This window comes from Sphingobacterium sp. NPDC055346 (genome assembly GCF_053645235.1).
Window position 1 is genome coordinate 410,145 of record NZ_JBSHMI010000003.1, and the last position, 24,396, is coordinate 434,540.

The window sequence follows — 24,396 nt, forward strand, 5'->3', positions numbered from 1 at the left end:
TAATTTTATATCATGGCTTTTTATTATATAAATAGTTCTAATTCAGCTTTGTGTACACCGTCAGGTGTAGTGTAGAAAGGTCTTCCTTCGACCACCACATTTTTTTGCGGATCAATTCCAAGAGCATGGTAAATGGATTGATGGATCCTTTCAATACGAATAGGTTTTTCAATCGTTTTGCAAGGCCTTTCATCTGCTGTTTTGCCATAAACAAAACCTTTCTTGACACCTCCGCCGAACATGAGGATGGAACTCCCATCCGTAAAATGCCTGTGCATTCCATAATTCTTAATGTCGTTGATGATATCCGGCTGGTCAACTTGATGCAAAACCTCTGCACCTGGTCTTCCTTCCATCACCATGTCGCGACTGAATTCACTGGCAATTATCACCAAGGTACGGTCTAAATGTCCCGAACGATCCAAATCTTTCAATAATTGAGCGATTGGAGCGTCAATCAGTTTCTTCATGTCCTTGGCTCTGGTATGACCATTTTCATGGGTATCCCAGCCCATAAAAGGTTCATATTCACTGGTCACCGAAATAAAACGGGCACCTTGTTCCACCAATCTGCGAGCCATCAGGCAGCCTAATCCAAATTTACCCGTGTTATAGATATCGTACGTTTCTTTAGGCTCCTCAGATAGGTCGAAGGCCTTTGCCTCCGGAGATTTAAGCAGCCTGTAGGCCTGCTCCATGGACCGCTTGAAGGATTCCTTTTGGTAATCACTGCCAAGGTCTCCGATAGCGTTTTTCCCTAAGAGTTCATTGTACAATTGGTTGCGGCGTTCGAACCTACTGAATGACATGCCCGCGGGTGGTTTTACAGAATCTAGACCAGATGAAGGATCCGGAATCATAAAAGGACCAAATTCACTGCCCAATATTCCGGCCGTATGAAAAGCTTTTAGCTCCTCGGCTTCTCCTACGGTCATACGTTGCCCTATATTGATAAAGGCGGGTATTACGGGGTTTTTCGGCCCCAATTCCTGGGCGATCCAAGAACCTATATGTGGTGCAGCAACCGTTTGGGGTGGTTCATAGCAGGTATGCCAATGATATTGATGCCTAGAATGCAGGATATGACCTAAATCTGCAGCCATGTATGAACGTATCAGGGTTCCTTTATCCATCATGGCAGCAATTGACTCCAAGCCTTCAGAAAATTCAATTCCATCCAATGCAGTGGGGATAGATTTAAACGTGCTCAATACCTTATTGGAGTCAAGGCCCTTTTCATATGGGGTATATCGTTTTGGGTCAAAAGTTTCGGTATGTGCCATTCCCCCTGCCATCCATAAAAGAACTACCGAATCAGCAGTTCCTGTCATATTGCCTGAACAGGAGGATAATAATGCAGAAAGGGGAGAGCCAGCAGCCAAAGCTGCCAAGGTCCCAACACCGGCAGTACGCAAAAAATCCCTTCTGTTATAATTCAGTTTCATGATCTATAGATTTATTATTCAATAAATTGAAATTCCGGAAGTAATACGATCGCCCAAAGTAGCTCCTGAACCGATCCCTCTTCCAGTTTTTCCTCAAATAGGGTATTGGCAATCTTGAGTTCATCGGTACTTGGCTTCCTACCTAAAGTTTGCCCGTAAATAGCTTGGATCAGTTCATTCGGATCTTTATACTGTGCCACCCATTTCTTGGCGCCATGGATCAAGGTTTCGTTTAATTTTGTGCCATTTGTTAGTTCCATGGCTTGTAATAAGGTCACATGGCCTTCACGCAAGCTGATTACGTTTTCCCTGCTTGGTCGTCCTAAAGCCGTTAAGAATGGGTCGTTTTGGACCAAGGCCGCTCTTACAAAGCTGGAGGCATGCATGTAGGCTTTGGGATCAGCAAGCGGATTATATTTCAATGCTTCCACGGTATATACAGGTGAAACCAATGTGCTCAGGGCATCTGAAAATTGTTCAGCGGTGAGTTTCTTTTTTAAAATCCCTTTAAAGACAAAATCTGGAGCATTGATAGTACTCTGGTCTTCCAGCCCTATGGAAGGTAATTGATAGGTTTTTGAAGTTGTGATGAGGTAGAGCAGCTTTTTGATGTCATAGCCTTCCTCGACAAAATTTACCGCCATCCAATCCAATAAATCGGCACTCCAAGGCTTCTTATCCATTTCATCCGTTGGCGAAACGATTCCTCTGCCCATTAATTGCGCCCAGATCCGATTCACTAAGGTCCGGTATAGTCTGCCATTTTCGGGTTGGGTCAAGTATTGGCTCAATTCCTTGGACCTTTCTGCCACACTGCCTGTTTTGTTGATCGTTCCCAATTCCGGCCAGAGCATCCTTGTATCGGCCATTTTTCCGGTGGGAATATCACAGCGATTGATTTCTAACTGTTCTTCCGAAAATATATTTGCAAAGGCGTAGGCATCGTCTAACTTCCAATCACTGACAAAGCTGTCATGGCATGAAGCACATTTCAGGTTTACACCCAATAAGGCTTGCGAAACATTCTGGGCAGCCTGCATAGCGGTAGTTTGACTGCTGTTTACTGCACCTCTCCAAGCAATACCCTTAATAAAGCCCTTGGATTCCTCCGTAGGATCCAATAATTCCATGGCAAATTGCTTATAGGGCTTATTGGATTGCAAGGATTTAAATAACCAATCTGATATATTGAATCTTCCTCCAGTGATATAGCCTGTACCGGAATAGTCATTTCGCAATAGATCATTCCAGAAGGTAGTCCAATGCGTTGCATATTCCCGATCCTTGGAAAGAAGACTAGTGACCAGTTTTTCTCTTTTATCGGTATTGTCATCGGTGATGAAATTCTTGATTTCTTGATCCGTAGGTGGCAAGCCAATCAGATCGAAATAAACCCGACGGATATAGGTTCGATCGTCCACAGGTTTCTGCCATTGAATTCCTTTTTTCTCAAAGTAGGAATTCACCAGACGATCAATAGGGTTTTCCATTCCGGCAACTACTGGAGGCAATGCTGGTTTTCGAGGTTCTAATGGCGCATTCGGGAAGATTCCTTTGATATTATCTGGCCAAGGGGCTCCTTTGTCAATCCATAATTTGATAATGGCGATGTCCTTTTCACCTAAGGGTTTTCCTTTTCCCGGCATAGCTTCTTTATGGCCGGGAGGCAGAGAGACCCTGCGTAGCAACTCGCTATGTTCAGAATCCCCAGGTTGAATGACTATTCCCGATTCACCACCTTTAAAGACCATTTCTTTTTGGTCAAGACGTAGTTCACCTTCGGTTTTATCACTGCCGTGACATTGAAAACAATGGTGGGCAAATATCGTTCGGACAGCCAGGTTAAGATTGACCTGCTGTTCTGTGGTTAAACTATCGGAATCCGTGGAAAAGGAGGCAAAATCAAAATCCGCAGATGATACGCCGCCAGCAATTTTACCCAGGTTTTCATCTTGGGGAGCCCATGGAGTGCTGCTCAATAGATAATCTTGGCCATGGGTCAATGATCCTCCAAAATGTCCCGCCATAAAAATGCTTAAGACCGTTAAAAGGAGTGAGGTGCGATAAATAGGAATCAGGCTATTTTTACCTTGCTTTATGATCTGCAGGAGAACAATGGCCGTAATGGTTCCAAAAACGGCGGTACTGATGCCCGACCATTGATGCCATTCAAAGGTCTCTCCAGAATAACTGCCTGTATTGGCGAGAAATAAACCTAAGCCTGCGGCTACTACTGCAGAAATTGCTCCAATAAATATCAGCCAATTGGTTCCTGTCCGTAGGTTTGAATGAAAGGTGCGGAGTTTGGCCAGCTCCATAAAGCCAGCAACCAATATCAAGGCTACCGGAAAGTGGACCAGCATAGGATGGAGTCTTCCTAAAAATACCCATCCCCACCATGGATCCGCTTCAACCTTGTTTTTTTCGATAGTTTCAACAGCAACTTCTTGGGCCGATAAAACAAAAAACAAGAGCATGAAACCCACAACAAGGAATGCGGATTTATAGGAATAAAAAATCTTTTGACAATTCGGTTTATACATGATTGGTCCTTTATTGATGACCAGTGTTTAACTAAAGTTAATAAATAATTGGCAAGGACCATCCTGCACCATCATGGCATGAAATCTATGGAAATCAGTAATTAGCAGCTTTGTCCAACAGTTTGCTGGTTTATTTGTTATTTCTATAATCTAATTGTTACGAAGGTTCTATCGTGACCTCATTTTTATAAATCATAACACTATTACTATGTCAGAAAAAAAAGCAGAAAAAGATCCACAAATCATAGTTCAAATCCGTGAATTTTTAGATGGCCTCAACAATAGCGGGGGCGAACCATTGGAGACCCTTTCTCCAGAGGATGCCCGTCAAGTTTTGGTAGACGCCCAAAAGTCAGTGAAAGTTGATTATTCAGGTATATCGGAGTCTGAAAGAGAAATTACCCAAGATGGTATCACCGTCAATATACATATCGTAAAACCTGAGCAAAGCAAAGATCAAAAGCTGCCAGTTTTTATTTTTATTCATGGTGGTGGCTGGATATTGGGTGATTACCCAACCCATAAGCGTCTGGTTCGTGATTTGGTGATCAATTCTGGGGCCGCGGCCGTATTTGTGGACTACACACCTTCACCTGAAGCGAAATATCCTGTCGCCATCAATGAAATTTACGCAGCTACAAAATGGGTTTCCGAGAATGGCGATGAAATAGGGGTTGATGGTTCGAATTTAGCTATTGCAGGAAATAGTGTTGGCGGGAATATGACCGCAGTTACCTGTTTGATGGCAAAGGACAAAGGAGGACCAAAGATCAAGTTTCAATTGCTCTTATGGCCAGTGACCGACGCAGACTTCAACCGCGACTCTTGGAAAAAATATGCAGAAGGAAGATTCCTTACTTCCAATATGATGAAATGGATGTGGGATAATTACCTGCCGGATGAAAGCAAAAGGAAGGAATATTACGCCACACCTTTCAATGCCAGCATCGATGAATTAAAAGGATTACCTCCTGCATTGGTTCAATTGGCTGAAAATGACATTCTATATGATGAAGGCTTGGCCTATGCCAGAAAACTGGATGAAGCGGGTGTGCCTACAACCATCCAGACCTACAATGGCTTTATCCATGATTATGGCTTGTTAAATCCTTTGGATCATATTGAAGCCGTTAAATTTTCAACAGAACAGGCTGCCTTAGGTCTTAAGAATGCTTTATTTGGTTAGTGGAATTTTTGGTAAAATTCAATATCTTGAATGAATCATTAACTGATTAATTATATGGATCTGAAAATTAGAAAAGAAGAGGAAAATGATTATTCATTCGTTTTTGATTTAATAGAGAAAGCATTCCATGAAGAAGCCATGAGCGATCATCAAGAACAGTATTTGGTAGATCGATTAAGGCAATCTGATTCGTTTAGGGAAGAACTCTCCATCGTTGCGGAAAAGGAAGGGAAGATTGTAGGTTATGTCCTATTATCAGAAATCAACATCATAAACAGCCAAAACCAAAGTTTTATTTCTTTGGCTTTGGCTCCTATTGCAGTATTGCCCGCTTATCAGGGACAAGGTATTGCTGGAGCATTGATGCATGCTTCCCATGAAAAAGCCAAAGAACTAGGATATGGTTCCATCGTTATTTTAGGGCATGCAGATTATTACCCTAGGTTTGGATATCGGCTGGCAAAAGAATTTGGAATTAGATTGCCTTTTGACGTACCTGATGAGAATTGCTTTGTAATTGAGCTAAGCGAGGGAACATTAAAGCATATAAATGGGACCGTGGTTTATCCTGCAGAATTTGGTTAAAAAAGGAGTTATTATTTTAACCTGGTTCGAGATTCATTCGAGACATATTCGAGAATAATTTTATCCAGTTCGAATTTTCCGAATGTGTCTCGAATGAGGTCAGAACGAAATTCAGATATTTCCATCAATTTTAAAAAATTCATATTATCAGTTTTGGATATACTAAAGCTCAGCCTAAATTATGGATAGAATCCCATAAAAGTTTATTAAATTGAATGGACTAAAAACCATTAGGTTTTATCATTCAACAATTAAAACTTTTAATAAACTAGTTTAAGATGGAGCATTGGGAACTCGTACTGATCTTTCTGATGATTGCTTTTGTGTATTCGTCAGTTGGCTTTGGTGGAGGCTCAAGTTATTTGGCGGTTTTGGCCATGTACAGTTTGCCGTATCAGGAAATCAGGCTTACTGCGCTGATATGCAATGTAATCGTGGTTGTAGGTGGAGTGATCATTTATATCAGAAATAATCAAGTTGATTGGCGAAAAATTTTGCCATTAACATTGATCAGTGTTCCGATGGCCTATTTAGGAGCTATCATGAAATTAAGCCAAGAAACATTTTTTATGATTTTGGGAATTACTTTAGTGATAGCAGCAATTTTATTATGGCTCCAGACAGGGAATAGATTTGAAGCAGAGCGGACAGACCAGGGCAAGACAGGTGTAGTTCAAAACAGTATATTAGGAGGCGGAATAGGGTTTTTGTCTGGTTTGGTCGGAATTGGTGGAGGAATATTTTTATCACCCCTCCTCAATTTGATTAAATGGGATACCGCCAAGAAAATTGCGGCAACCTCAAGTGTTTTTATTTTGATAAATTCCATATCTGGAATTGCCGGTCAGTTCTCAAAACTATCAGTCGAGATGAACTTTTCAAGGATCGGAATTTTATGTCTTTCGGTATTGCTAGGAGGACAGTTAGGATCGAGGATGTCCATCAAATGGAATCCTTTGATTGTAAAAAGAATGACAGCAGTTCTTGTATTAATTGCTGGAATAAATGTTTTGATAAAATATTGGTAGCAGAAATAAAAATGAAGATTACAGTGCTGGGTTTTGGGATAGCAAAAGAAATTTTTGGCTCATCGGAGATTCACTTGGAAGTGAATGATGTGCTATATGTCAGAGGGTTAAGGGTTTTGTTAGAGGAAAAATACCCTCCATTGGCGAAACTTAAATCTTATATGCTTGCTATTAATGAGGAGTATGCAGAGGATACGCAGATAATTAACAGTGGAGATGAAATCGCATTGATTCCACCAGTAAGTGGAGGCTAAGATGGTAGAAATTAAGATATCAGCTGACGTACTTGATATTGTTCATTGTTTGGCAATTTCCAAGGATCTGGAGAGTGGTGGGGCTGCTTCATTTATTGGTTCTGTGCGAAACAATACCAAGGGGAAACCAGTCATTCGACTAGAATTTGAATGTTATGAAGCCATGGCGCTAAAAGAAATGCGAAAGATAGCCGAGGAAGCCATTTCCAGATTTGCAGTAAGGAACGTAGTTATCCAACATCGGGTCGGGATTTTATATCCTGGAGATGTTGCAGTGATCATTGTAGTCAACGATGGGCATCGGGATTCAGTTTTTGATGCTTGCCGATTCATTATAGATACCTTAAAAAAAACGGTGCCCATTTGGAAAAAGGAAGTCTTTGAAAATGGGGAAGAATGGGTATCTGCGCATCCTTAGGTAGCGGATATATTTAGTATATTTAATAGATAAGATTGTATGCTGATGAAGGAAGAAGCCTTGAAAAACAATTCCATAGAGAAACTTGATATCATAAAGGTCAAGGAAAACAGCAGTCATGCCATGACGGATGAAGTTTCGGTGGAGGAACCATTAGAAATCAAGGTTCGGTATGGGAATGATTATGAAAAGAAAATCAAGAATCTTTCTGTTACCATGCGGACTCCAGGAAATGATATGGAACTTGCTGCAGGGTTCTTGTTTACCGAAGGGATTATTTCTGAGCTTGGCCAAATCAAACACATTGAACATGCTAAAACCGATTGTTCCAGAAACAATGAGAACAGTATTGTTGTTGAACTTGTATCAGGGTTTACGCCGGAATTAATGAATGTGGATAGAAACTTTTATACGACCTCAAGTTGCGGGGTATGTGGAAAGGGTTCCATTGAGTCAATCCGGACGGTTAGTTCTTTTCAAGAGATGGAAAAGGAAGAGCTGAAAATCGATCTGGAGGTATTATACCAATTATCTGAAAAGCTTAGGGTCTTTCAGGATAATTTCAGTTCAACGGGAGGTATACATGCTTCTGGTATTTTCGACTTAGAAGCTAATCTATTAGGGCTTAGAGAAGATGTAGGTAGGCATAATGCTTTGGATAAACTGATTGGTTATTTCCTTTTGGAAAATCAATTGCCATTAAGGAATAGGATTTTGGTCTTGAGTGGTCGGGCCAGTTTTGAATTGGTTCAAAAAGCTGCGATGGCGGGTATTTCCTTTATTGCAGCTATTGGTGCACCATCCAGTCTTGCGATCAAGCTCGCTAAAGAGTTTGAAGTTAGTTTGTTGGGTTTCCTAGGTAAAAATAGGTTTAATATCTATCATCAGGGAGCAAATTTGACTATTAATAATTTATCATGAAAATTAGGATAAAAGATAATTCTGTACGGATTCGTTTGACACAATCGGAAGTAAATGCACTATACCAAGATGGGAATATTTCAAGTAGGACGGAATTCTTGGAACAAGCATTTGTTTATGCTGTGGAAAGAGCGGATGTGCCGGAATTATCCGTAGAGTTTGTAGAAAATAAAATCACCTTGAAAATCCCTGCTAATCTGCTTGAACAAATGTATTCGACGGATGTCGTAGGATTTGAGGGCCTTACGGGAAAAGTAAAGTTGTTATTAGAAAAAGATTTTGTGTGTTTGGACAATACTATGGAAGACCAAAGCGATAATTATCCAAACCCTAACATGAAGTGTTAACCCACTTGAAAATCACATGGCTATGGAAGAACGAGATAAAAAATTGATTGAGCAAGAAATTAAATCAGAACCAAGTGCGGAAAATCCCTTTAGGTTATTGGATTTAAAATTGACTCCAGTTGAGAAAAAAGCGGCTGGTATTCCGGCGGTTTTGGCAGTATTCAGTGATTTATTTGAGGAGAAAGCCGTAGTCCGTGCTGGTCGAGCCTTATTCAAGGTAAATCAGATGGAAGGTTTTGACTGTCCGAGCTGTGCCTGGCCTGATCCAGATGATGAACGTTCGGTGCTTGGTGAATACTGTGAGAATGGAGCAAAAGCAGTGGCAGAAGAAGCCACGAGTAAGCGTGTTACGCCACAGTTTTTTAAGGAAAATTCAGTTGCTGATCTAGCCAAATTGGATGATTACCAAATAGGGAAGATGGGCAGGTTAACCGATCCGATGTATTTACCAGAAGGGGCAACTCATTATCAACCCATCAGCTGGAATGATGCTTTTAAAAAGATTGCATCCCATTTAAATGCACTGGAATCACCCGATCAAGCAGCATTTTATACTTCTGGAAGAACGAGTAACGAGGCTTCCTTTGTCTACCAATTATTTGCCAAGGAATTCGGGACCAATAATATGCCTGACTGTTCCAATATGTGCCATGAAACTTCGGGTTCGGCCTTAAGACCTACTATCGGAATTGGAAAAGGGACAGTGACCTTAGAGGATTTTTATGATACAGATGTTATAGTCATCATCGGTCAAAACCCTGGGACGAATGCACCTCGAATGATGAGTGCCCTTGCCAAAGGGAAAAAGAATGGAGCAAAGATCATTGCCATCAATCCTTTACCTGAAGCCGGTCTGATGGGTTTTGTTGATCCGCAAAGTGTGCTTGGCGTTTTGGAAGGTGGAGTTAAGCTTGCTGATCTTTATTTACCTGTTAAGATCAATGGTGATATGGCTCTCCTAAAGGCCATCGAAATGCTCTTGATAGATTTTGAAAAGAAGAATCCAGGTTCGGTGTTTGATGAACAATTTATTGAAAATAAGACGGTTGGATTTAATGAGTTCCTGCAACAGTTCAATGATCTTGATCTGGATGAGCTAGCTAAAGAAGCTGCTGTCGACAAGGACCTGATCTATGAGGCCGCAGCAATGATTGCCTTCAAGAAACGCATTATTATCAGCTGGGGAATGGGGCTGACCCAACAACCTAATGGGGTAGATATGATTCGTGAGATCCTAAATATCCTGTTGTTGAAAGGAAGCATCGGTATTCCAGGAGCTGGTGTTTGTCCCGTACGCGGACACAGTAATGTGCAAGGAAATAGGACCATGTTGATTGATGAAAAACCATCAAATGAACAGTTGGATAGAATTGAGAATTTCTATGGGTTTCAGGTACCTAGAAAACATGGCTATGATGTGGTGCGGGCCATTAAGGCTATGCATGAAGAAAAAATAAAATTTATGTTCTGCATGGGCGGGAATTTTCTATCCGCTACACCTGATACGACATATACGGCCAATGCCCTGCGCAAGCTTAATCTTTTGGTCAGTGTGTCCACCAAGCTCAATAGAGGGCATTTGGTGCATGGAAAAGAAGCCATTATATTGCCAACATATGGTCGAAGCGACAAAGATATAGTGAATGGAGAGCTTCAGATTATTTCTACTGAAAACTCTATGGGTGTCGTTCAACAGTCGAAAGGAATGTTGGATGCGGTCTCGGATAATCTGATCAATGAGACCCAGATCGTATGTAGAATGGCAATGGAGACTTTAGGAGATCGTTCCGTGGTAAATTGGAAAAGATATCATGACAGTTATGATGCGGTCAGGGATGATATAGAACAATGTATTCCGGGTTTTGATAATTACAATGTTCGCGTTCGTGAAAAAGGAGGTTTTTATTTACCTAATGAGGCACGCGATAAACAATACTTCTCTAAGAAATTAGAGGGTAAGGCGCCATTTACTTTAACCGAGGTTCCGGATAATACCTTGGCTGATGATGAGTATATGATGGCAACGACCAGGACCCATGATCAATTCAATACGACAATTTATGGATTAGATGATCGTTATCGTGGCATCAAAAATGAGCGAAGGGTTATTTTTATGAACCAGAAGGATATTGATAAAGCTGGCTTCAAAGCTGGAGATAAAGTGGATCTATATAATTTTGATGATGGAATAGAGCGAGTTGCACCATTATTCATTATTGTTTCCTATCAGATTCCTGAAAAGAATACGGTAACCTATTTTCCGGAGACCAATGTGCTTGTTTCGGTAAATAACGTGGTTAAAGAGAGTAACATGCCAGCATCGAAATATGTGAAAATCAAAATTAAGCCACACGATCCAGCAGTTTACAAAAAAGTTGATCAAATGTTGTATCAAGGTGCTATTCAAAGGCCATAATTGGGGATTATATTAAAAGGAAATTTATTGTATAGTAGCTCAGATTAAGCCTACCTTTGGCAAATGAGATTCCAGCAAAATTCAGGTGCAAGAATGATTCCCTGTATTTGGAACGCTGATTTAATTCTGCTAAGATTTAAAATAATATGATTATTAGAAAGAAGGAGCATTGGTTCAAGATGCTTTTTGTTTGGCATGGTTCGGTATTACCTGCATTGGTGCCCAGACTATTGTTACTTTTGGTCTTTTCTGTTTTGGTTGCCTATTTCCATGGAACCGTTCTGGATTTTAAAGTTCCCTTAAATCCAGCCCCATTGACTTTATTTGGTTTTGTTTTGGCTCTATTTCTGGGTTTCCGAAATAATGCTAGCTATGAACGTTTTTGGGAAGGCCGAAAATTATGGGGAGCCTTGTTAAATACTTCACGTTCTTTGGCTAGGCAGATTTTGACCTTAAATAATGGCGAGAAAAACAAGACTTTCGTGGTTGGATTTATCCGTTTGATCAGTGCTTTTGTTTTTGCTTTGAAGCATCAACTTCGAGGGACCGATCCAAGAGATGATATGGAGAAAAGGTTAGATCCAAAAAGCTTGGAGCTTGTCATGTCCAGTATGTATAAGCCAGTCAGCATAATGCGGATCATGGCTGAGCAACTGCAACAAGCAAAGTTGGAAGGGAGGATGGATTCCATTCAACAGGCAAGAATGGATGAGAACCTCGATAAGCTTTCTGATATTCTAGGGGGCTGTGAGCGGATTATCTCGACACCTTTGCCCTATAGTTACAGCGTCTTACTTCACCGGACGGTTTATATTTATTGCGCCATGTTACCATTTGGCTTAGTGGACTCATTGGGATGGTTTATGCCATTAATCGTGGTATTTATTGCCTATACTTTTGTGGCATTTGAGGCCATAGCCGATGAAATTGAAGAACCATTTGGTGCGGAAGCGAATGATTTGGCACTCAATAACATGAGTGAAATGATCGAAGAGACCATTGAGGAGCTTGTTGGGCTACCGAATACAAGGAAACCAAAACCGTATCAAGAAATTATTGACTAACTACAAGTCTAATAGACCGTTTTTTAGGGAGTAGACTTTTAAGTCTGGAAAAGCTTTCTTGATTATACGGGCAGCTATTTTACTTCTTTTTCCGGACATACAATACAGAATCACCTCAGCATCGATAGCTGCAAATTCCTTTAGGTGTTGATGCAAATCATTCAATGGAAGGTTTATGCCACCAATATTAAATTCTTCGTGCTCATCTGGTTCTCTTACATCGTACAGGACGAATTTATCGGGATGGAGGTTATATTCCTCTAAAGCAATAGTTGGATTGCTTTCCGGTAAACCCTTGATCTGAATATTTGATTTTTTTAGTTTAATGATCCTAGATCTGCCTGTTGAGGTATCCATGATCCATAATTTTCCAGCCAGAATATCTGGCATTCCAGTGAGGTACTTTATAGCTTCATTGGCTTGCATACAACCAACAATTCCAGCTAAGCTGGGGATGACACCGCCTTCTCTACAATTTGGCACCACTGTGTTTTCAATATCATGGTAAACATCCCTGTAATTCGTGGAATAGGTTCCATCCTGAAGTTTAACATTCCATATACTTACTTGACCTTCATATTGGTAAATTGCAGCATAAACCAATGGTTTGCCAGCTAATACACAAGCGTCATTGATGAGGCATTTGCTTTCTAGGTTATCGGTTCCTTCCAAGATCAGGTCGTATTCTTTGATGAGGTCCATGATATTATTGGAGGTCAAGCGGATTGGGTAGGAGATAATATTGATCTCAGGGTTCTGCAATTTAAGTCGCTCTGATGCAACTTCTACTTTCCAATTATCGATATCTTGTGGTCCATATAAGACTTGCCGGTGTAGATTGGATAGTGAAATGATATCATCATCAACCAATCCTAAGGTTCCAATACCGGAGGCAGCAAGATATTGGGCTGCAGGGCAACCCAAACCACCCATTCCGACAATAAGGACTTTGGCATTTTGGAGCAATTGCTGCCCTGTATTACCAAATCCTGGTAAAGCTATTTGACATTGATATCTTTCGAAATTAGGTTCCATCTATAGTTTTTTTGTTCTTGAAGCGCTTTGTCAGCTATTTCTGCATCCTCAGGACTGTTCACATTCATTAAAGCATCAGGATTGATAGGGTCTAAGATCAAGCAATCCGAATGGATCAGGACTTTCCTAGGGCAGGTAATGCCATTTGCTAGAAAGCTCAACAGTAAGGGATAGCTTTTTGGCTCCCAGATACTTATCAAAGGTTCTGGAAGACCGTCAAATGGGCTTTTATAGGTTGTCGCTAATTTATTAGAGTCGCGTGATTGCATTAGCTTGGTTAGGGAGTCTTTGTCCAACAAAGGCAGGTCACAAGCTACAACCAGCCAAGCTTTGTCGCGATGGGCATGAAATGCTGAAAGGATACCGCCAAAGGGGCCCATATTGAGGAAAGTATCTGTCAATGCCTGGTAATTTGGGTCAAAGTCTTGGGTTTGATCTTGACGGCAGGAAATAAAGACCTGATCACAGAATCCTGCTAGCAGATCGGCAGCATAGTATCTTTGTTCCTTGCCATGCCAATGGATTAGATCTTTGGGTTTTCCCATTCTACGGCTTTTCCCTCCTGCGAGGACCAGACCATAGATTTCTGCTACCTTATTCTGACCTTTTGAAGTCATTTTTTCCTCCTGTTTTTTCAATCAGTTTAATTTCTCGAATGATAATATCATGGCTGAGGGCTTTGCACATATCATAAATGGTCAATGCAGCAATGGAAACCGCAGTCATTGCCTCCATTTCAACCCCAGTTTTTGCTTCTACCTCTGCTATGGCATATATGTCAAGACTGTTACCGTTGAATTTTATTTCAACTTCACAATTCTCCAGACCAATGGGATGACATAATGGAATAAGTTCTCCAGTCTTTTTAGCAGCCATAATTCCCGCAATAATAGCGGTGTGGATAATGGAACCTTTAGCGGTATTGAAGTTCTCTTCGGTCAGTTTCTGCATAACTAATGGAGGAAGTTCAATGCTTGCTTTGGCCGTCGCACGTCTTTGAGATATCTTTTTATCCATGACATTGACGATGCTGGGTTGTTGGTTTTTATTGATATGCGAAAAATCGGTCATTCTATACTATTTATAGGTCCATACTTGATAAACTTCACCCTTATTAAAACTGTTTTTTTCTAAGGGAAGTTCTATAAAGGCATTAGTTTCGGCGAGATGTGAAAAGTCTCCAGAACCATTGCTGTCCACGGATTCTGCCGTTAACTGTCCCAAATTATTCACTTTCAGTTTTACCTGAGCAAAATATTGTAATGCAATTGAAAACTGAATGTCATTTTGTAAGATAGCAAACTGTGGAGTAGATTCTTCTATATTCAATGAAGCCTCCAACCAGGGAATCAAATAGCGATTAAGGCACATAAATACAGAAACTGGATTGCCTGGGAATGCAAATAGCAGTTTATCGTTTTTATCCTTTCCGAACCAAAAAGGTTTACCAGGTCGCTGTTTGATTTTGTGGAAGAGTTGTGTTACGCCTAATGCGGAGCAAACTTTTGGTAGAAAATCATATTTTCCCATCGAAACGCCACCAGTCATGACCAGTACATCGTAATGAACGAGGTACTCAGCAAGTTTTGCTTTGATTTCATCGAAATGATCGTCGAGATGGTAGGCATCCGCCGAAATCTGATATTTTTTCAATGCAGATTGTATACTGATGCCATTGGACCGTCTCAATTGATATGGCTTTGGAATTGAATCAATGGGTACCATTTCGTCACCAGTAGAAATAATGGCGATTCTGGGTAGTTTTTTTACCAAGACTTCAGTTTTTCCGATAGATGCAGCAATTCCCATGATAGCTGCGCCAATAATTTTTCCGGCTTGCACAAGGACTTCACCTTGTGCTTTATCCTTAGCCTTTACATGAATATTTTGTCCTTTTTTAACTTCAATATTGATGACTGCATAGCCATTCTCAATGCTTACATCTTCATAACGGATAATACTGTCCATTGAAGGGTCTAGGGCTGCTCCCGTCATGATCTCAATACAGGAGTCTATGGATGCAATCGAAATAGGATGTTCTCCAGCAGCTTGAACAGCTTGGATTGTAAACTTCAGAACTCCAGCAGAGAAAGCTTTAGTATTGATTGCTATTCCATCAACCGTTGCTCGGTCAAATGGAGGTAAATCGCGATCCGCTATCAGTTCTTCAGCGAGTACCCTTCCTAAAGCATCCAGCAGAAGGATCGATTCTACTCCAAAATCCCTTTTTTCAGAAAGGATAATCTGTTCAGCTTGCGCAACGGTAATCATTTCCATTTTATCCTCCAATTGTTGCCATTGATTGATGAATAGTATTGGGATCTAAACTAATTTTTTCAGCTTCCCAACCATCTTTAGGTTTATGCTGTACACTTTGTATGATTAATTCTTTTAGTTCCATATCTGTTTTTCCCAATCGCATTTCATCTTTTAAGTTTATTCCCCCACCTTCATATAGACAGGTTTTCAGAACCCCTAATGGGCTAATGCGTCCTCGGTTGCAATCCCCGCAGAAGCTACGGGAATAAGCTGCTATGATTCCAAATTCCCCTTTAAATCCAGGTATTTTATAATTGTAGGAGGTGGAACTTATTGGGTCTTGTAGTTTATTTATTTCTCCAAAGTGTTCTTGGATATGCTGGTATATATTATGCTGGTTCCATTTTAGGGAAATCTCTTTATTATCACCATTGAAAGGCATTTCTTCAATGAATCTGACAGCAATTGGGAGGGTCTTGCCCAAGTTGACCAATGGAATGATGTCTTCAATATTTTGACCGTCCATTACAACGCAATTGATCTTTACTTGAATATTGTTTGAGAGCAGGCTTTCCATGGTTTTCATGACTTGCCAAAATTCATTTCTACGGGTAATTTTGAAGAATCTATTCTCGTCTAAGGTATCTAAGCTAAGGTTGACAGATTTGATTCCAGCAGCTTTTAGCTGCGGGATAAAAGGTTCGGTCAAGATACCATTGGTTGTGATGCTTAATTCGTTGAGCTTGTTAATTTGGGAAATTCTAAGGATCAATTCCATGCAGTTTTTCCTTACAAAAGGTTCACCACCGGTAATACGGATCTTATCTACGCCAAGTTGAGTGAAGATGTTGCAAAGTCTGATTATTTCATCATCTGTCATCAATTCATTTTGCTTGATCCAAGGAAGGCCATTTTCGGGCATACAGTAGGTGCAACGTAGATTACATCGGTCAACAACAGCAAGCCGTAAATAATTAATAGTTCGCCCAAATTTATCCTTCAACATATCCTTCATAGATGTCCTCTACCAAATATACTTAATGTTTTAATAGGAATTAAGGCAATTTGGGGATAGATTGTGGGAATAAATATCCTATGGTTAATTTTATTTATTAAAAAGTGTGTACAATGGAATATCTACCAATACAGAAACATTGAATCTGGAGACAGAAATATGCTCTTCCGTGATAGCAGCTTCTCCATTGCCGATCTTGATGGTTCTTAGGCTTGGTATATAATTATAATGTACCCCAAAGGTTAGGGGAGAAGATTTATGATTAATATAGAACCCTACACCTGGAGCAAGGAAATGTTCAAATTTTAGGTTTGAATAAAAAGTAGTGTCATTGTTCAAACGAACATTTACTAACGTTCCTAGATCAATAATGCTCGCAAAGAAAGTGATATAATTTTTAAAACTGACCGATACGCCGATGGGAGCTGCAAGTCCAATATTGGTTTTTGTTTGATTTTCAGAACCATATGCAACCTCTTTTCCTGCTGTTAATCCGACATATCCATTCAAACTGATGTTAAAATTGCTATTTCTTTTGATGGAGCTGCCTCCAATAGGTAGGGCATAGGCTTCCAATAGTTTTTCCATGTCTTTATCTGCTTCGACTTCCGCAAGTTGAACCATAAAGATCAATGATCTTCTATAGGTATTTTCTTTATCGACAGGTAGGAAATCTCTCATTTGGCTTAAAATGCTCACCAGTGCTTTTTGATAATCTCGTCGCACCAAGGAGGAAGCGAAGTCCTGATAATTTGAGAAGAAGGCGAGATATTCTTTGTTTAAATTGAAAACACGTTCTGCAGTGCCTGATTTCAAGAATGTTGAAAATGAGGATTGGAGCATACCTAATAGTGTCAGACCCTGTTCGGTATTGAGGTAATAATTGTTTTTGGCAATAAACTGGCTTGCGGCATTTAGCTCATCAAAATAGAACAGTAATTGTTTTATTGAGTTCTCAAATTGGTTGATGTCATAATTGTTGGAATAGGGTTTAAATTGTTCATTTAGCAGGCCGATAAAATATCTTTTTGTTTTATTGTTGGGGTCAGAGAAATTAAGTCGATTGATGTTGATCCAAGTACTTGTTCCTCCAACTGTATCTCGCAAGGCTTCGGATAATAGGTGGTTTATGGCGACTGCTTTAGCAATTTCCTGATCATGGTAGATTTCACTGTTCAATTTTTGAAATATACCTGGGAGTGAAATTCCAGTACCTAAGTCAGCGTGAAGATTGGCAGCAATTTTTAGGATGTCCGCACCTTGAGGAGGGATTCTTGGAAAAACCCGATATGCTTCACTGGCCAGTCTTTTATGGATATTACCCAGGTCATTATCGACTACCTGTCTTAGGAATATCAAATCTGCACTGTAATAACTTTTTTGACCATATAACCTTTTGGTTTCTTGGTAAGTTTCAGGGAGTAAGGCATCGAATATTTCCTCTTCTTTATCTGTGATCCGTTCAAATAGTTTATTTAAACCATAATAAATGACTTCCTGTTTGAATCGATTCGCCATAAATGTAGAAAGACCATTGATTACCGCTGCTTCCCAACCAAATCCTGGAGCTGTACTTAACGCAATAGCTTTAAGATCTAAATCCTTAGCTTTCCCTGGCACATCAGTATCCTCATCAATATCGGTGAAAGCTTTAGAAGAATCCTGAGAAATCGCTTGGTCCACGGAAGGTATAATCTTTATGGCATTTAGTAAATCCTGCAGGAATGGGTTTTGTATTTGATCGGCGTTTCTTTCATTGATATTATACCTTTCTAAGACCGTCTTTATTTCCTCAGAAAAGGAGCGTAAGTTTTCAACTTGTTTAGTTTTGACCAGATTTTCCAATTTGGCGAGATATACTGCATCAGCATAAGTGGGTTGAATATTGGGTTTCACTGGATGCTGTCCTAATGAAAGTATTGGAATGATCAAGAAAAGATAGAGAAGGCTTTTCATAACAAAGAATAATTAGGTGTCGGCAATATTTGATTGCCATTAGTGTAATAGAAAGTAATAACTGATTGCAGGTTTGCTTTACGCAGAATGAATTTTAACCTATTCTAAATTACAGGAATAAATAATGGATGGAAATACCTATTGGTAGGTATTTTTAGGAAATGTCTATGGATTATCCAGCCATTAATGTATAGAGGAATCTACCTAATCCGCCAAAAATAAGAGCTAGACAAAATGATACTATTCCCAGTATGTTTTTATTTTTTTCGATAAGTTTAAGATCGGGCTCTTGGTATCCATTGAAGCGCTTGGCAATTTCTACCCCAACAGTACCATCATAAAAGCCAACCATGCCGGATAAAAAAAGTACGGTATTGGCAGAAGCAAACCTGGATAAAAAAAAGCCACTTAGAAAATAGATAGCAAATGAAAAGATGATGAAATAAGCGTAATTGAATTTGAATCTGAAAGCGATAATTGAACCTAAGGTATCAATGATGGATACAGCAAGCAGGGCAAGCACAAAGATGATTACGATTTGGGTACTCATTTTATCAGTTTTGATAATTATAAAACTAAGAAAATCTAAAATGTTATAAAAAGGTTATGAAGAATATTCTAGGCTATAATTGATTAGAGAATATATTTTTTTTATAAAATAAGAAAGCAAACAGACCATTTGGCCTGTTTGCTTCTTTGAAACTTTGTTTATTACTATGAGAAGCCTATCCTAGATAGGTTGAATCATACATTGTTTTATCTCCAGATCAGATTTGCACTGCAAGGCACGCCTGCATAATCGGCATCAGGTTGTTTCAGCCAAATTGCTCCACTATCCTTTTTCTCCAGATCATACATTTTTCCATCGGCAGGGATGATTACGATGTATCCATATTTTCCACCGACAGATGCAACCCATGAGCCATCAGCATAGTCATGGTCGCTCCAAGGAGTTCCTCCTTTACTCGCTCCTGTAAAGGCTATGTATTTTCCATCAGGGGAGAAGGTAGGCCGGTGTTCGCCATCGTAGCTGATCACCTCTGATAATTCACTGGTCGTGATCTGCTTCATGTCGCTTCCATCTATATCACACATCCATAGGTGTCTATCCTTACGGAATGCCAGTTTTGTAACTTGCGGATTGACAGTAACAGAACTAATTCCACTTTGGGTAAAGACATTCGGAGCGGTCTTAAAACCATCTGACGCAGAACTCTTATAAACCGAATTGCCAATCCTGAAAAAGACGGTATTGTCTGCAGTCCAGACAGGAATGCCATAATTCAAGAAACTTACCCCCTTCACATACCAGGAATTTATAAAATTGCCGTTTGCCGCGTCAATGATGGTTATTGGCATATCCGCAAAATGTTGAGCATCTAATACGAGGTATTTTTCATTTGGGGAAATATGGGCATCGGTAATTTCAATATCATCTGCTTCATAGGTGATATCAAAAACATTTTTTCCGTCCTGTAGGGAACTGTAATCCATTTTTGCACCTTTATCCCGAAGGACAAATCTTCTTTCCGTAAAATTAAAGGCACCTTCAACATCCATGGTCAGCAGGGTCTTTTTATTGTCCCAACTAATGTCATAACTATCATACCTGGAATTTCCTGGGCCGATCCCAATCCATTTGTCATTATATTTTCCTGAACCAAAATCCATGTAGCCCACTTCACCTGCAAAATACCAATATATGCTTCCCGGTAGGTTTTTTATTGCTTTGCTATCGCTTCCCATGATGTCATCTTTGCTACAAGCAGTTAAAGAAAGGATAATGGCAATGATGAAGGGGAAGATTGTTTTTATTGTTCTTATAAGCATGGGTCGTCCTTTATTTCGTGTAAACCGGATTAATTTTGCAATTTTCAAAGCTTAATACAAAGTTAAATCCAGACCATTTTTATAGCAATACTATAAACTGACTAAAACCTTCTACTAGTTTTCCAGTAGTTTTAATTATAAGCGTAACATTTTTGATAAAATCCATGTATCTTAATGCATACTTATGCCTTTCGTTCGCGTTCATATTGCCGTCTTATTTTTGATTCTGCTACATCTTATGGCGAGTGGACAGGAACTTCCTGCATTACAGTCGAATCTCGAGCAGGCCAAAACCAAGGAAGAGAAATTTACTGCTTTGGTAAAACTTTCCGATTACTGGTCTTATCGCGATACAGCAAAAGCATTTGAGACGCTTAGGCAAGCCCAGCCTTTGGTCGAAGGGAAAGATTTCTTGCGAGGAATCTATCTTTTTTATGAAGCTGGGATTTACTATGGCTATGACAATCCAAAAAGTCAGAAGCTCTACATGGAGGCTGAAAAATTCCTCAAGGATATAGATAAGCCTTCTGCTTACGGCTATCGGGCAAGATTGTGGCATAATTACGGTTCGCTTGAGCAGCAGGCAGATAACGATAAATCATTTTTGGACATCACTTTGACCTATTGTATCCCTTTTGCCATAAAATCGGGGGATAATGATCTGTTATTGAGTTATTTTACAGATGTAGGGATGGTATTCTATAACAATAAAGAATACCAGAAGGCTTTAGATTATTTTGAAAAGGCAGTCTCATTGGTCCGGACACCCGAACAGGAGTCAGGAAACCTATTATTTACCTATCTCAATATGTTTGATTTATTCTACGCGATGGGGGAAATAGAAAAGGGAGACCGTGTTTTGGGTAAAGCAGAGAAATTATTGAATAAGTTGGAGGACAAGAAACTAGCTGCTGCATATTACAAGAATAGGTCGAGGTCCCTGATTCAACAGAAAAATTATCAGGAGGCCTTGAAAAGTATCGAGAAAGGATTGGAATGGGCTCAGGAATATAATTCCTATTGGGATTTCTATTATTTAAAGTATGAAAAGGTTGTTGTATATAATTTGATTGAAAATTATCAAGCCGCGAAGGTTGAGCTTGAAGAATTATTGCGCGATCCAAGAGGATCAGCCATGACCAAGAACCGATTAGGTCTGATGAGTGACCTTGCGGAAATGGAGGCGAAATTAGGGAATATGGGAGCTGCATATCAAATTATCCGAAAGCATAAGCAAATGAGTGATAGCTTGAGTTCATTGGATTTTAAAAAGCAAATGGCGGAGCTGGAAACTCGTTATCGGACAAAGGAAAAGGAACAGGAGATCGTACTGCTCGAAAACCGCAATATCTTGAACAGGGCAATCTTACTGGGTGGGGTCCTGTTGACCAGTATTTTTGGCCTCTGGGTCTGGTATGCCTGGAATGCTCGGAAAAAACGGAATATGAAGGATACCCTCTTACTCAAACAACAGCGTGAAATCGATGTGGCAAAGGCATTGGTCGATGGGGAAGAGCAAGAACGAAAACGCTTGGCCAGAGAACTTCATGATGGGCTTTTAGGTAGGGTAACGGGATTGAAAATGAATGTGGAACGGATTGCTAGGGATTCGGAACAAAATGACCTACCCACTGTAGTCAATGAGTTGGAGACTGTCATCACCGATTTGCGGCATACGGCCCAAAATTTAGAGCCTTCGGTATTGAAAAGGAATGGATTGGATGAAGCGATTAGACATTTTTGTCAATCCATGCAATCCGGCAGTAGCCCAATTTCCTATTATGGACAGGGTTTGGAGGGAATAAAGGACAAGAATATTCAACTCTCTATTTATAGGATTGTACAGGAATTGGTCACCAATGCGGTCCGACATGCGCAGGCAACAAAAATATTGCTGCAATGTTCAGTAGAAAATGGTTTCCTGATGATTGAAGCGGAAGACAATGGAAAGGGTTTTAACCCTGAAAGTATACAGCGAAATATGGGTTTGGATAATCTGGAATCCCGATTGAAGAGCATAGGAGGGACATTGAAGATTGATTCCCAACCTGGAGAAGGAACACATATAATTATTGAATGTCAATTGTAAATTATGATTAGAACTGTTATTTGCGATGATCATCCCTTGATTACCCAAGGATTGACAAGTTATCTTGACGCACACGATACTATTGAAATAATAGGCTCCACATCTTCTGCTAAAGAACTTCGGGATATCATCTCGAAAGTGGAGGCTGATGTACTACTGTTAGACATTCAATTGCCGGATGGGAATGGCATTGATCTTTGTGTCAAATTGAAGCAGGAGCATCCCGATTTACAGATCTTGGCCCTGAGCAATCTGGATGATAGGAACATCATTTTGAGGATGTTAAATGGCGGTGCATCAGGCTATTTGCTTAAGAGTGCGGCAATGGACGAAATCGTTAAGGCGATAAACCATATTTATGAAGGTGGTGTCTACCTGGATTTGAATGCGCAAAAAAGTTTGGGGAGTTCGAAGGTAAACCTATCCGAGGAATTCCCACCCATTACCCGACGAGAAAAGGAGGTGATAAAATACCTTTCTGAAGGACTGAGTTCGGTGCAGATTGCTGAAATTATGTTTGTCAGTCCTTTTACGGTAGACACCCATCGCAGGAATCTGATGCAAAAATTCAATGTTAACAAGACCGTTAATCTCCTGCAGAAGATAAAGGATTTGGGATTGGATGAATGATTTTTATTGGAGAACTTGGCTTGGATTATGGAAAAAACCAGGTGGAATGTTTGTAGTAGGCTGAATCGTCATTCGGATAACCCCTAGGGGGGGAAATCTTTTTCAAATAATCCTCTTTACCGGCATACAAAAAAAGAAAAATAGTTCTCTCATCTTACGATTCGAGATGACAAGGATTCTTAAAAAAATAAAAAATAGATTCAGAGCGCAGCGAAGAATCTCTCTTTTACACATTTCTAATTCTGAACGAATCGTGAAAAAGAAATGAATTTGCAATAATTATTTTTCTGGAAAACATTTTTGGAAACCTAATGTTTTGATTATAAAATTTAATCACAGAATTATTAAAATTTCTTTTCGATTTAAATATTATGTCAATTCCATCTGTTCAAAGAAGCCAAATCGGCACTTACAAATCCGTAGAAATAGAATTAGTTACTTGGGATGCCTCCCTGGCTGAGGTTAATTTAAGTTGTGCCTGTTTATTTTCCCACGAAATAAACCAAAAGAAACCTGTAGGCGGGCTGTTGCATCTTAATGATGCCATGGACGGATTACTGTTTACTTTAAGGGATCAGAAGGCCTTTACCGGAAATTATCTGGATACCTTATTGATTGACCAGAGCCTTGGGAAGATCAAATCTGAAAGATTGCTCATAATTGGTTTGGGAAGACCGGAAGATTGGTCTGGACAGACGAGTGCCGATGCGGTGAGTGTTGCTACTAGGTTAGCTTATCAACTAAATCTGGAAAGTGTAGCGATTGCACCGAGTATATTGGATAGTGGTATTGAGCCGGATGGAGATTTTTCCTTGCAGATGCTTTCCGCCTTAAAGGAGCGTATCGATAGGCAAGAACAATTTTACCAACTCGGTTTGGTCAAAGCTCCTTCCATCAAGAAATGGTTTTTTGATGCAGGATATACGGATTTTGATGCTAAAGCGGATAAATTCAAGGGGAATTTTCAAAAGTTAATCAACAATAATTAGATCGTATATGTCCAAGAAAATACTCAAGGCCGAAGAATTGCACATCACAGATGCAGCAGGTGTTTCTAGATTGATCATCTCGGTTGAAAATGGTTTTCCTTCCATAAAACTCCAGAATCCTAATCCTGATTTCCCATCTGCAGTGCTAGAACTGGACAGCAAAGGAACCCATATCAAATTTAGCCATCCGAAAGGAAACAGCAGTTATTTCTTTTTGAATAATGAAGGGGGCTCTGGTTTGGTCATGATCAATGAAAAGGGCGAAAGAACCTATGAGAAGATTGTTGATGATAAAGGATAGGTATTTGGACAATTTGTTTTTGGTAACTAAAAACAGGGGTATTATTATACCGGTTTGCAGGTATTGAATTTTATTTCTTCGGGTG

Annotated in this window: 23 protein-coding genes; 13 read left to right on the plus strand and 10 right to left on the minus strand. The window is 39.9% G+C overall.

The window, feature by feature from the left end; genetic code table 11:
- Positions 1–23: 23 nt before the first annotated feature.
- Both ACWICE_RS08705 and ACWICE_RS08710 read right to left on the minus strand, forming a co-directional pair.
- On the minus strand, positions 24–1,445 hold the full coding sequence (locus ACWICE_RS08705; protein ID WP_454298111.1) for a DUF1501 domain-containing protein: 1,422 nt from the start codon (positions 1,443–1,445) through the stop codon (positions 24–26).
- Positions 1,446–1,459: 14 nt separating this feature from the next.
- Positions 1,460–3,988 (minus strand): DUF1549 domain-containing protein, encoded by a 2,529-nt coding sequence (locus tag ACWICE_RS08710; protein WP_454298112.1) that lies wholly within the window; start codon positions 3,986–3,988, stop codon positions 1,460–1,462.
- 208 nt (positions 3,989–4,196) lie between these two features.
- Between ACWICE_RS08710 and ACWICE_RS08715 the strand changes: the two genes are divergently transcribed.
- The 9 genes from ACWICE_RS08715 to ACWICE_RS08755 all read left to right on the plus strand — a co-directional run bounded on the left by ACWICE_RS08715 (position 4,197) and on the right by ACWICE_RS08755 (position 12,207).
- Positions 4,197–5,174: an alpha/beta hydrolase gene (locus ACWICE_RS08715; protein ID WP_454298113.1), complete on the plus strand. Its 978-nt coding sequence runs from the start codon at positions 4,197–4,199 to the stop codon at positions 5,172–5,174.
- A 54-nt stretch (positions 5,175–5,228) separates the two neighbouring features.
- Positions 5,229–5,759 carry a GNAT family N-acetyltransferase gene (locus ACWICE_RS08720; RefSeq protein WP_454298114.1) on the plus strand — a complete coding sequence of 177 codons (531 nt, stop codon included), beginning with the start codon at positions 5,229–5,231 and terminating at the stop codon, positions 5,757–5,759.
- Positions 5,760–6,037: 278 nt separating this feature from the next.
- Positions 6,038–6,787 (plus strand): sulfite exporter TauE/SafE family protein, encoded by a 750-nt coding sequence (locus ACWICE_RS08725; RefSeq protein ID WP_454298115.1) that lies wholly within the window; start codon positions 6,038–6,040, stop codon positions 6,785–6,787.
- Positions 6,788–6,798: 11 nt separating this feature from the next.
- Positions 6,799–7,041: a MoaD/ThiS family protein gene (locus ACWICE_RS08730; protein WP_454291783.1), complete on the plus strand. Its 243-nt coding sequence runs from the start codon at positions 6,799–6,801 to the stop codon at positions 7,039–7,041.
- 1 nt (position 7,042) lies between these two features.
- Positions 7,043–7,459, plus strand: a complete 417-nt coding sequence (locus tag ACWICE_RS08735) for a molybdenum cofactor biosynthesis protein MoaE (protein WP_254528547.1) — start codon at positions 7,043–7,045, stop codon at positions 7,457–7,459.
- A gap of 39 nt (positions 7,460–7,498) precedes the next feature.
- Positions 7,499–8,380, plus strand: coding sequence for a formate dehydrogenase accessory sulfurtransferase FdhD (gene fdhD / locus ACWICE_RS08740; RefSeq protein WP_454298116.1), 882 nt, complete (start codon positions 7,499–7,501; stop codon positions 8,378–8,380).
- Complete coding sequence (locus ACWICE_RS08745; RefSeq protein WP_313258641.1) at positions 8,377–8,727, plus strand: DUF7009 family protein; 351 nt, start codon at positions 8,377–8,379, stop codon at positions 8,725–8,727. Before fdhD ends, ACWICE_RS08745 begins: the two co-directional genes overlap by 4 nt.
- 22 nt (positions 8,728–8,749) lie before the next feature.
- Positions 8,750–11,143, plus strand: a complete 2,394-nt coding sequence (locus ACWICE_RS08750; RefSeq protein WP_454298117.1) for an FdhF/YdeP family oxidoreductase — start codon at positions 8,750–8,752, stop codon at positions 11,141–11,143.
- 146 nt (positions 11,144–11,289) lie between these two features.
- Positions 11,290–12,207 (plus strand): bestrophin family protein, encoded by a 918-nt coding sequence (locus ACWICE_RS08755; protein WP_454298118.1) that lies wholly within the window; start codon positions 11,290–11,292, stop codon positions 12,205–12,207.
- On the opposite strand, the gene ACWICE_RS08760 is transcribed toward ACWICE_RS08755, so the two are convergent.
- The 8 genes from ACWICE_RS08760 to ACWICE_RS08795 form a co-directional block, all read right to left on the minus strand.
- Positions 12,208–13,242, minus strand: coding sequence for a ThiF family adenylyltransferase (locus ACWICE_RS08760; RefSeq protein ID WP_454298119.1), 1,035 nt, complete (start codon positions 13,240–13,242; stop codon positions 12,208–12,210). It abuts the gene before it with no gap.
- Positions 13,206–13,859: an NTP transferase domain-containing protein gene (locus tag ACWICE_RS08765; RefSeq protein WP_454298120.1), complete on the minus strand. Its 654-nt coding sequence runs from the start codon at positions 13,857–13,859 to the stop codon at positions 13,206–13,208. The genes ACWICE_RS08760 and ACWICE_RS08765 overlap by 37 nt, the downstream gene beginning before the upstream one ends.
- A complete protein-coding gene (moaC, locus tag ACWICE_RS08770) occupies positions 13,837–14,313 on the minus strand; it encodes a cyclic pyranopterin monophosphate synthase MoaC (RefSeq protein ID WP_454298121.1) in 477 nt (158 codons plus the stop codon). Before moaC ends, ACWICE_RS08765 begins: the two co-directional genes overlap by 23 nt.
- A gap of 6 nt (positions 14,314–14,319) precedes the next feature.
- Positions 14,320–15,519, minus strand: coding sequence for a molybdopterin molybdotransferase MoeA (locus tag ACWICE_RS08775; RefSeq protein WP_454298122.1), 1,200 nt, complete (start codon positions 15,517–15,519; stop codon positions 14,320–14,322).
- A 1-nt stretch (position 15,520) separates the two neighbouring features.
- Complete coding sequence (gene moaA / locus ACWICE_RS08780; RefSeq protein WP_454298123.1) at positions 15,521–16,516, minus strand: GTP 3',8-cyclase MoaA; 996 nt, start codon at positions 16,514–16,516, stop codon at positions 15,521–15,523.
- A 90-nt stretch (positions 16,517–16,606) separates the two neighbouring features.
- Positions 16,607–18,472 (minus strand): hypothetical protein, encoded by a 1,866-nt coding sequence (locus ACWICE_RS08785; RefSeq protein ID WP_454298124.1) that lies wholly within the window; start codon positions 18,470–18,472, stop codon positions 16,607–16,609.
- A gap of 172 nt (positions 18,473–18,644) precedes the next feature.
- Entirely contained in the window at positions 18,645–19,022 is a 378-nt protein-coding gene (locus ACWICE_RS08790; RefSeq protein WP_454298125.1) for a hypothetical protein, read from the minus strand.
- 206 nt (positions 19,023–19,228) lie between these two features.
- Positions 19,229–20,302, minus strand: a complete 1,074-nt coding sequence (locus ACWICE_RS08795) for a TolB family protein (RefSeq protein ID WP_454298126.1) — start codon at positions 20,300–20,302, stop codon at positions 19,229–19,231.
- 238 nt (positions 20,303–20,540) lie between these two features.
- On the opposite strand from ACWICE_RS08795, the gene ACWICE_RS08800 reads away from it, so the two are divergent.
- The 4 genes from ACWICE_RS08800 to ACWICE_RS08815 all read left to right on the plus strand — a co-directional run bounded on the left by ACWICE_RS08800 (position 20,541) and on the right by ACWICE_RS08815 (position 24,311).
- Entirely contained in the window at positions 20,541–22,391 is a 1,851-nt protein-coding gene (locus ACWICE_RS08800) for a tetratricopeptide repeat-containing sensor histidine kinase (protein ID WP_454298127.1), read from the plus strand.
- A gap of 3 nt (positions 22,392–22,394) precedes the next feature.
- Positions 22,395–23,021: a response regulator gene (locus ACWICE_RS08805; protein WP_454298128.1), complete on the plus strand. Its 627-nt coding sequence runs from the start codon at positions 22,395–22,397 to the stop codon at positions 23,019–23,021.
- A 371-nt stretch (positions 23,022–23,392) separates the two neighbouring features.
- Positions 23,393–24,010 (plus strand): M17 family peptidase N-terminal domain-containing protein, encoded by a 618-nt coding sequence (locus tag ACWICE_RS08810; protein WP_454298129.1) that lies wholly within the window; start codon positions 23,393–23,395, stop codon positions 24,008–24,010.
- A 7-nt stretch (positions 24,011–24,017) separates the two neighbouring features.
- Positions 24,018–24,311, plus strand: a complete 294-nt coding sequence (locus tag ACWICE_RS08815; protein ID WP_185211594.1) for a hypothetical protein — start codon at positions 24,018–24,020, stop codon at positions 24,309–24,311.
- Positions 24,312–24,396: the final 85 nt, after the last annotated feature.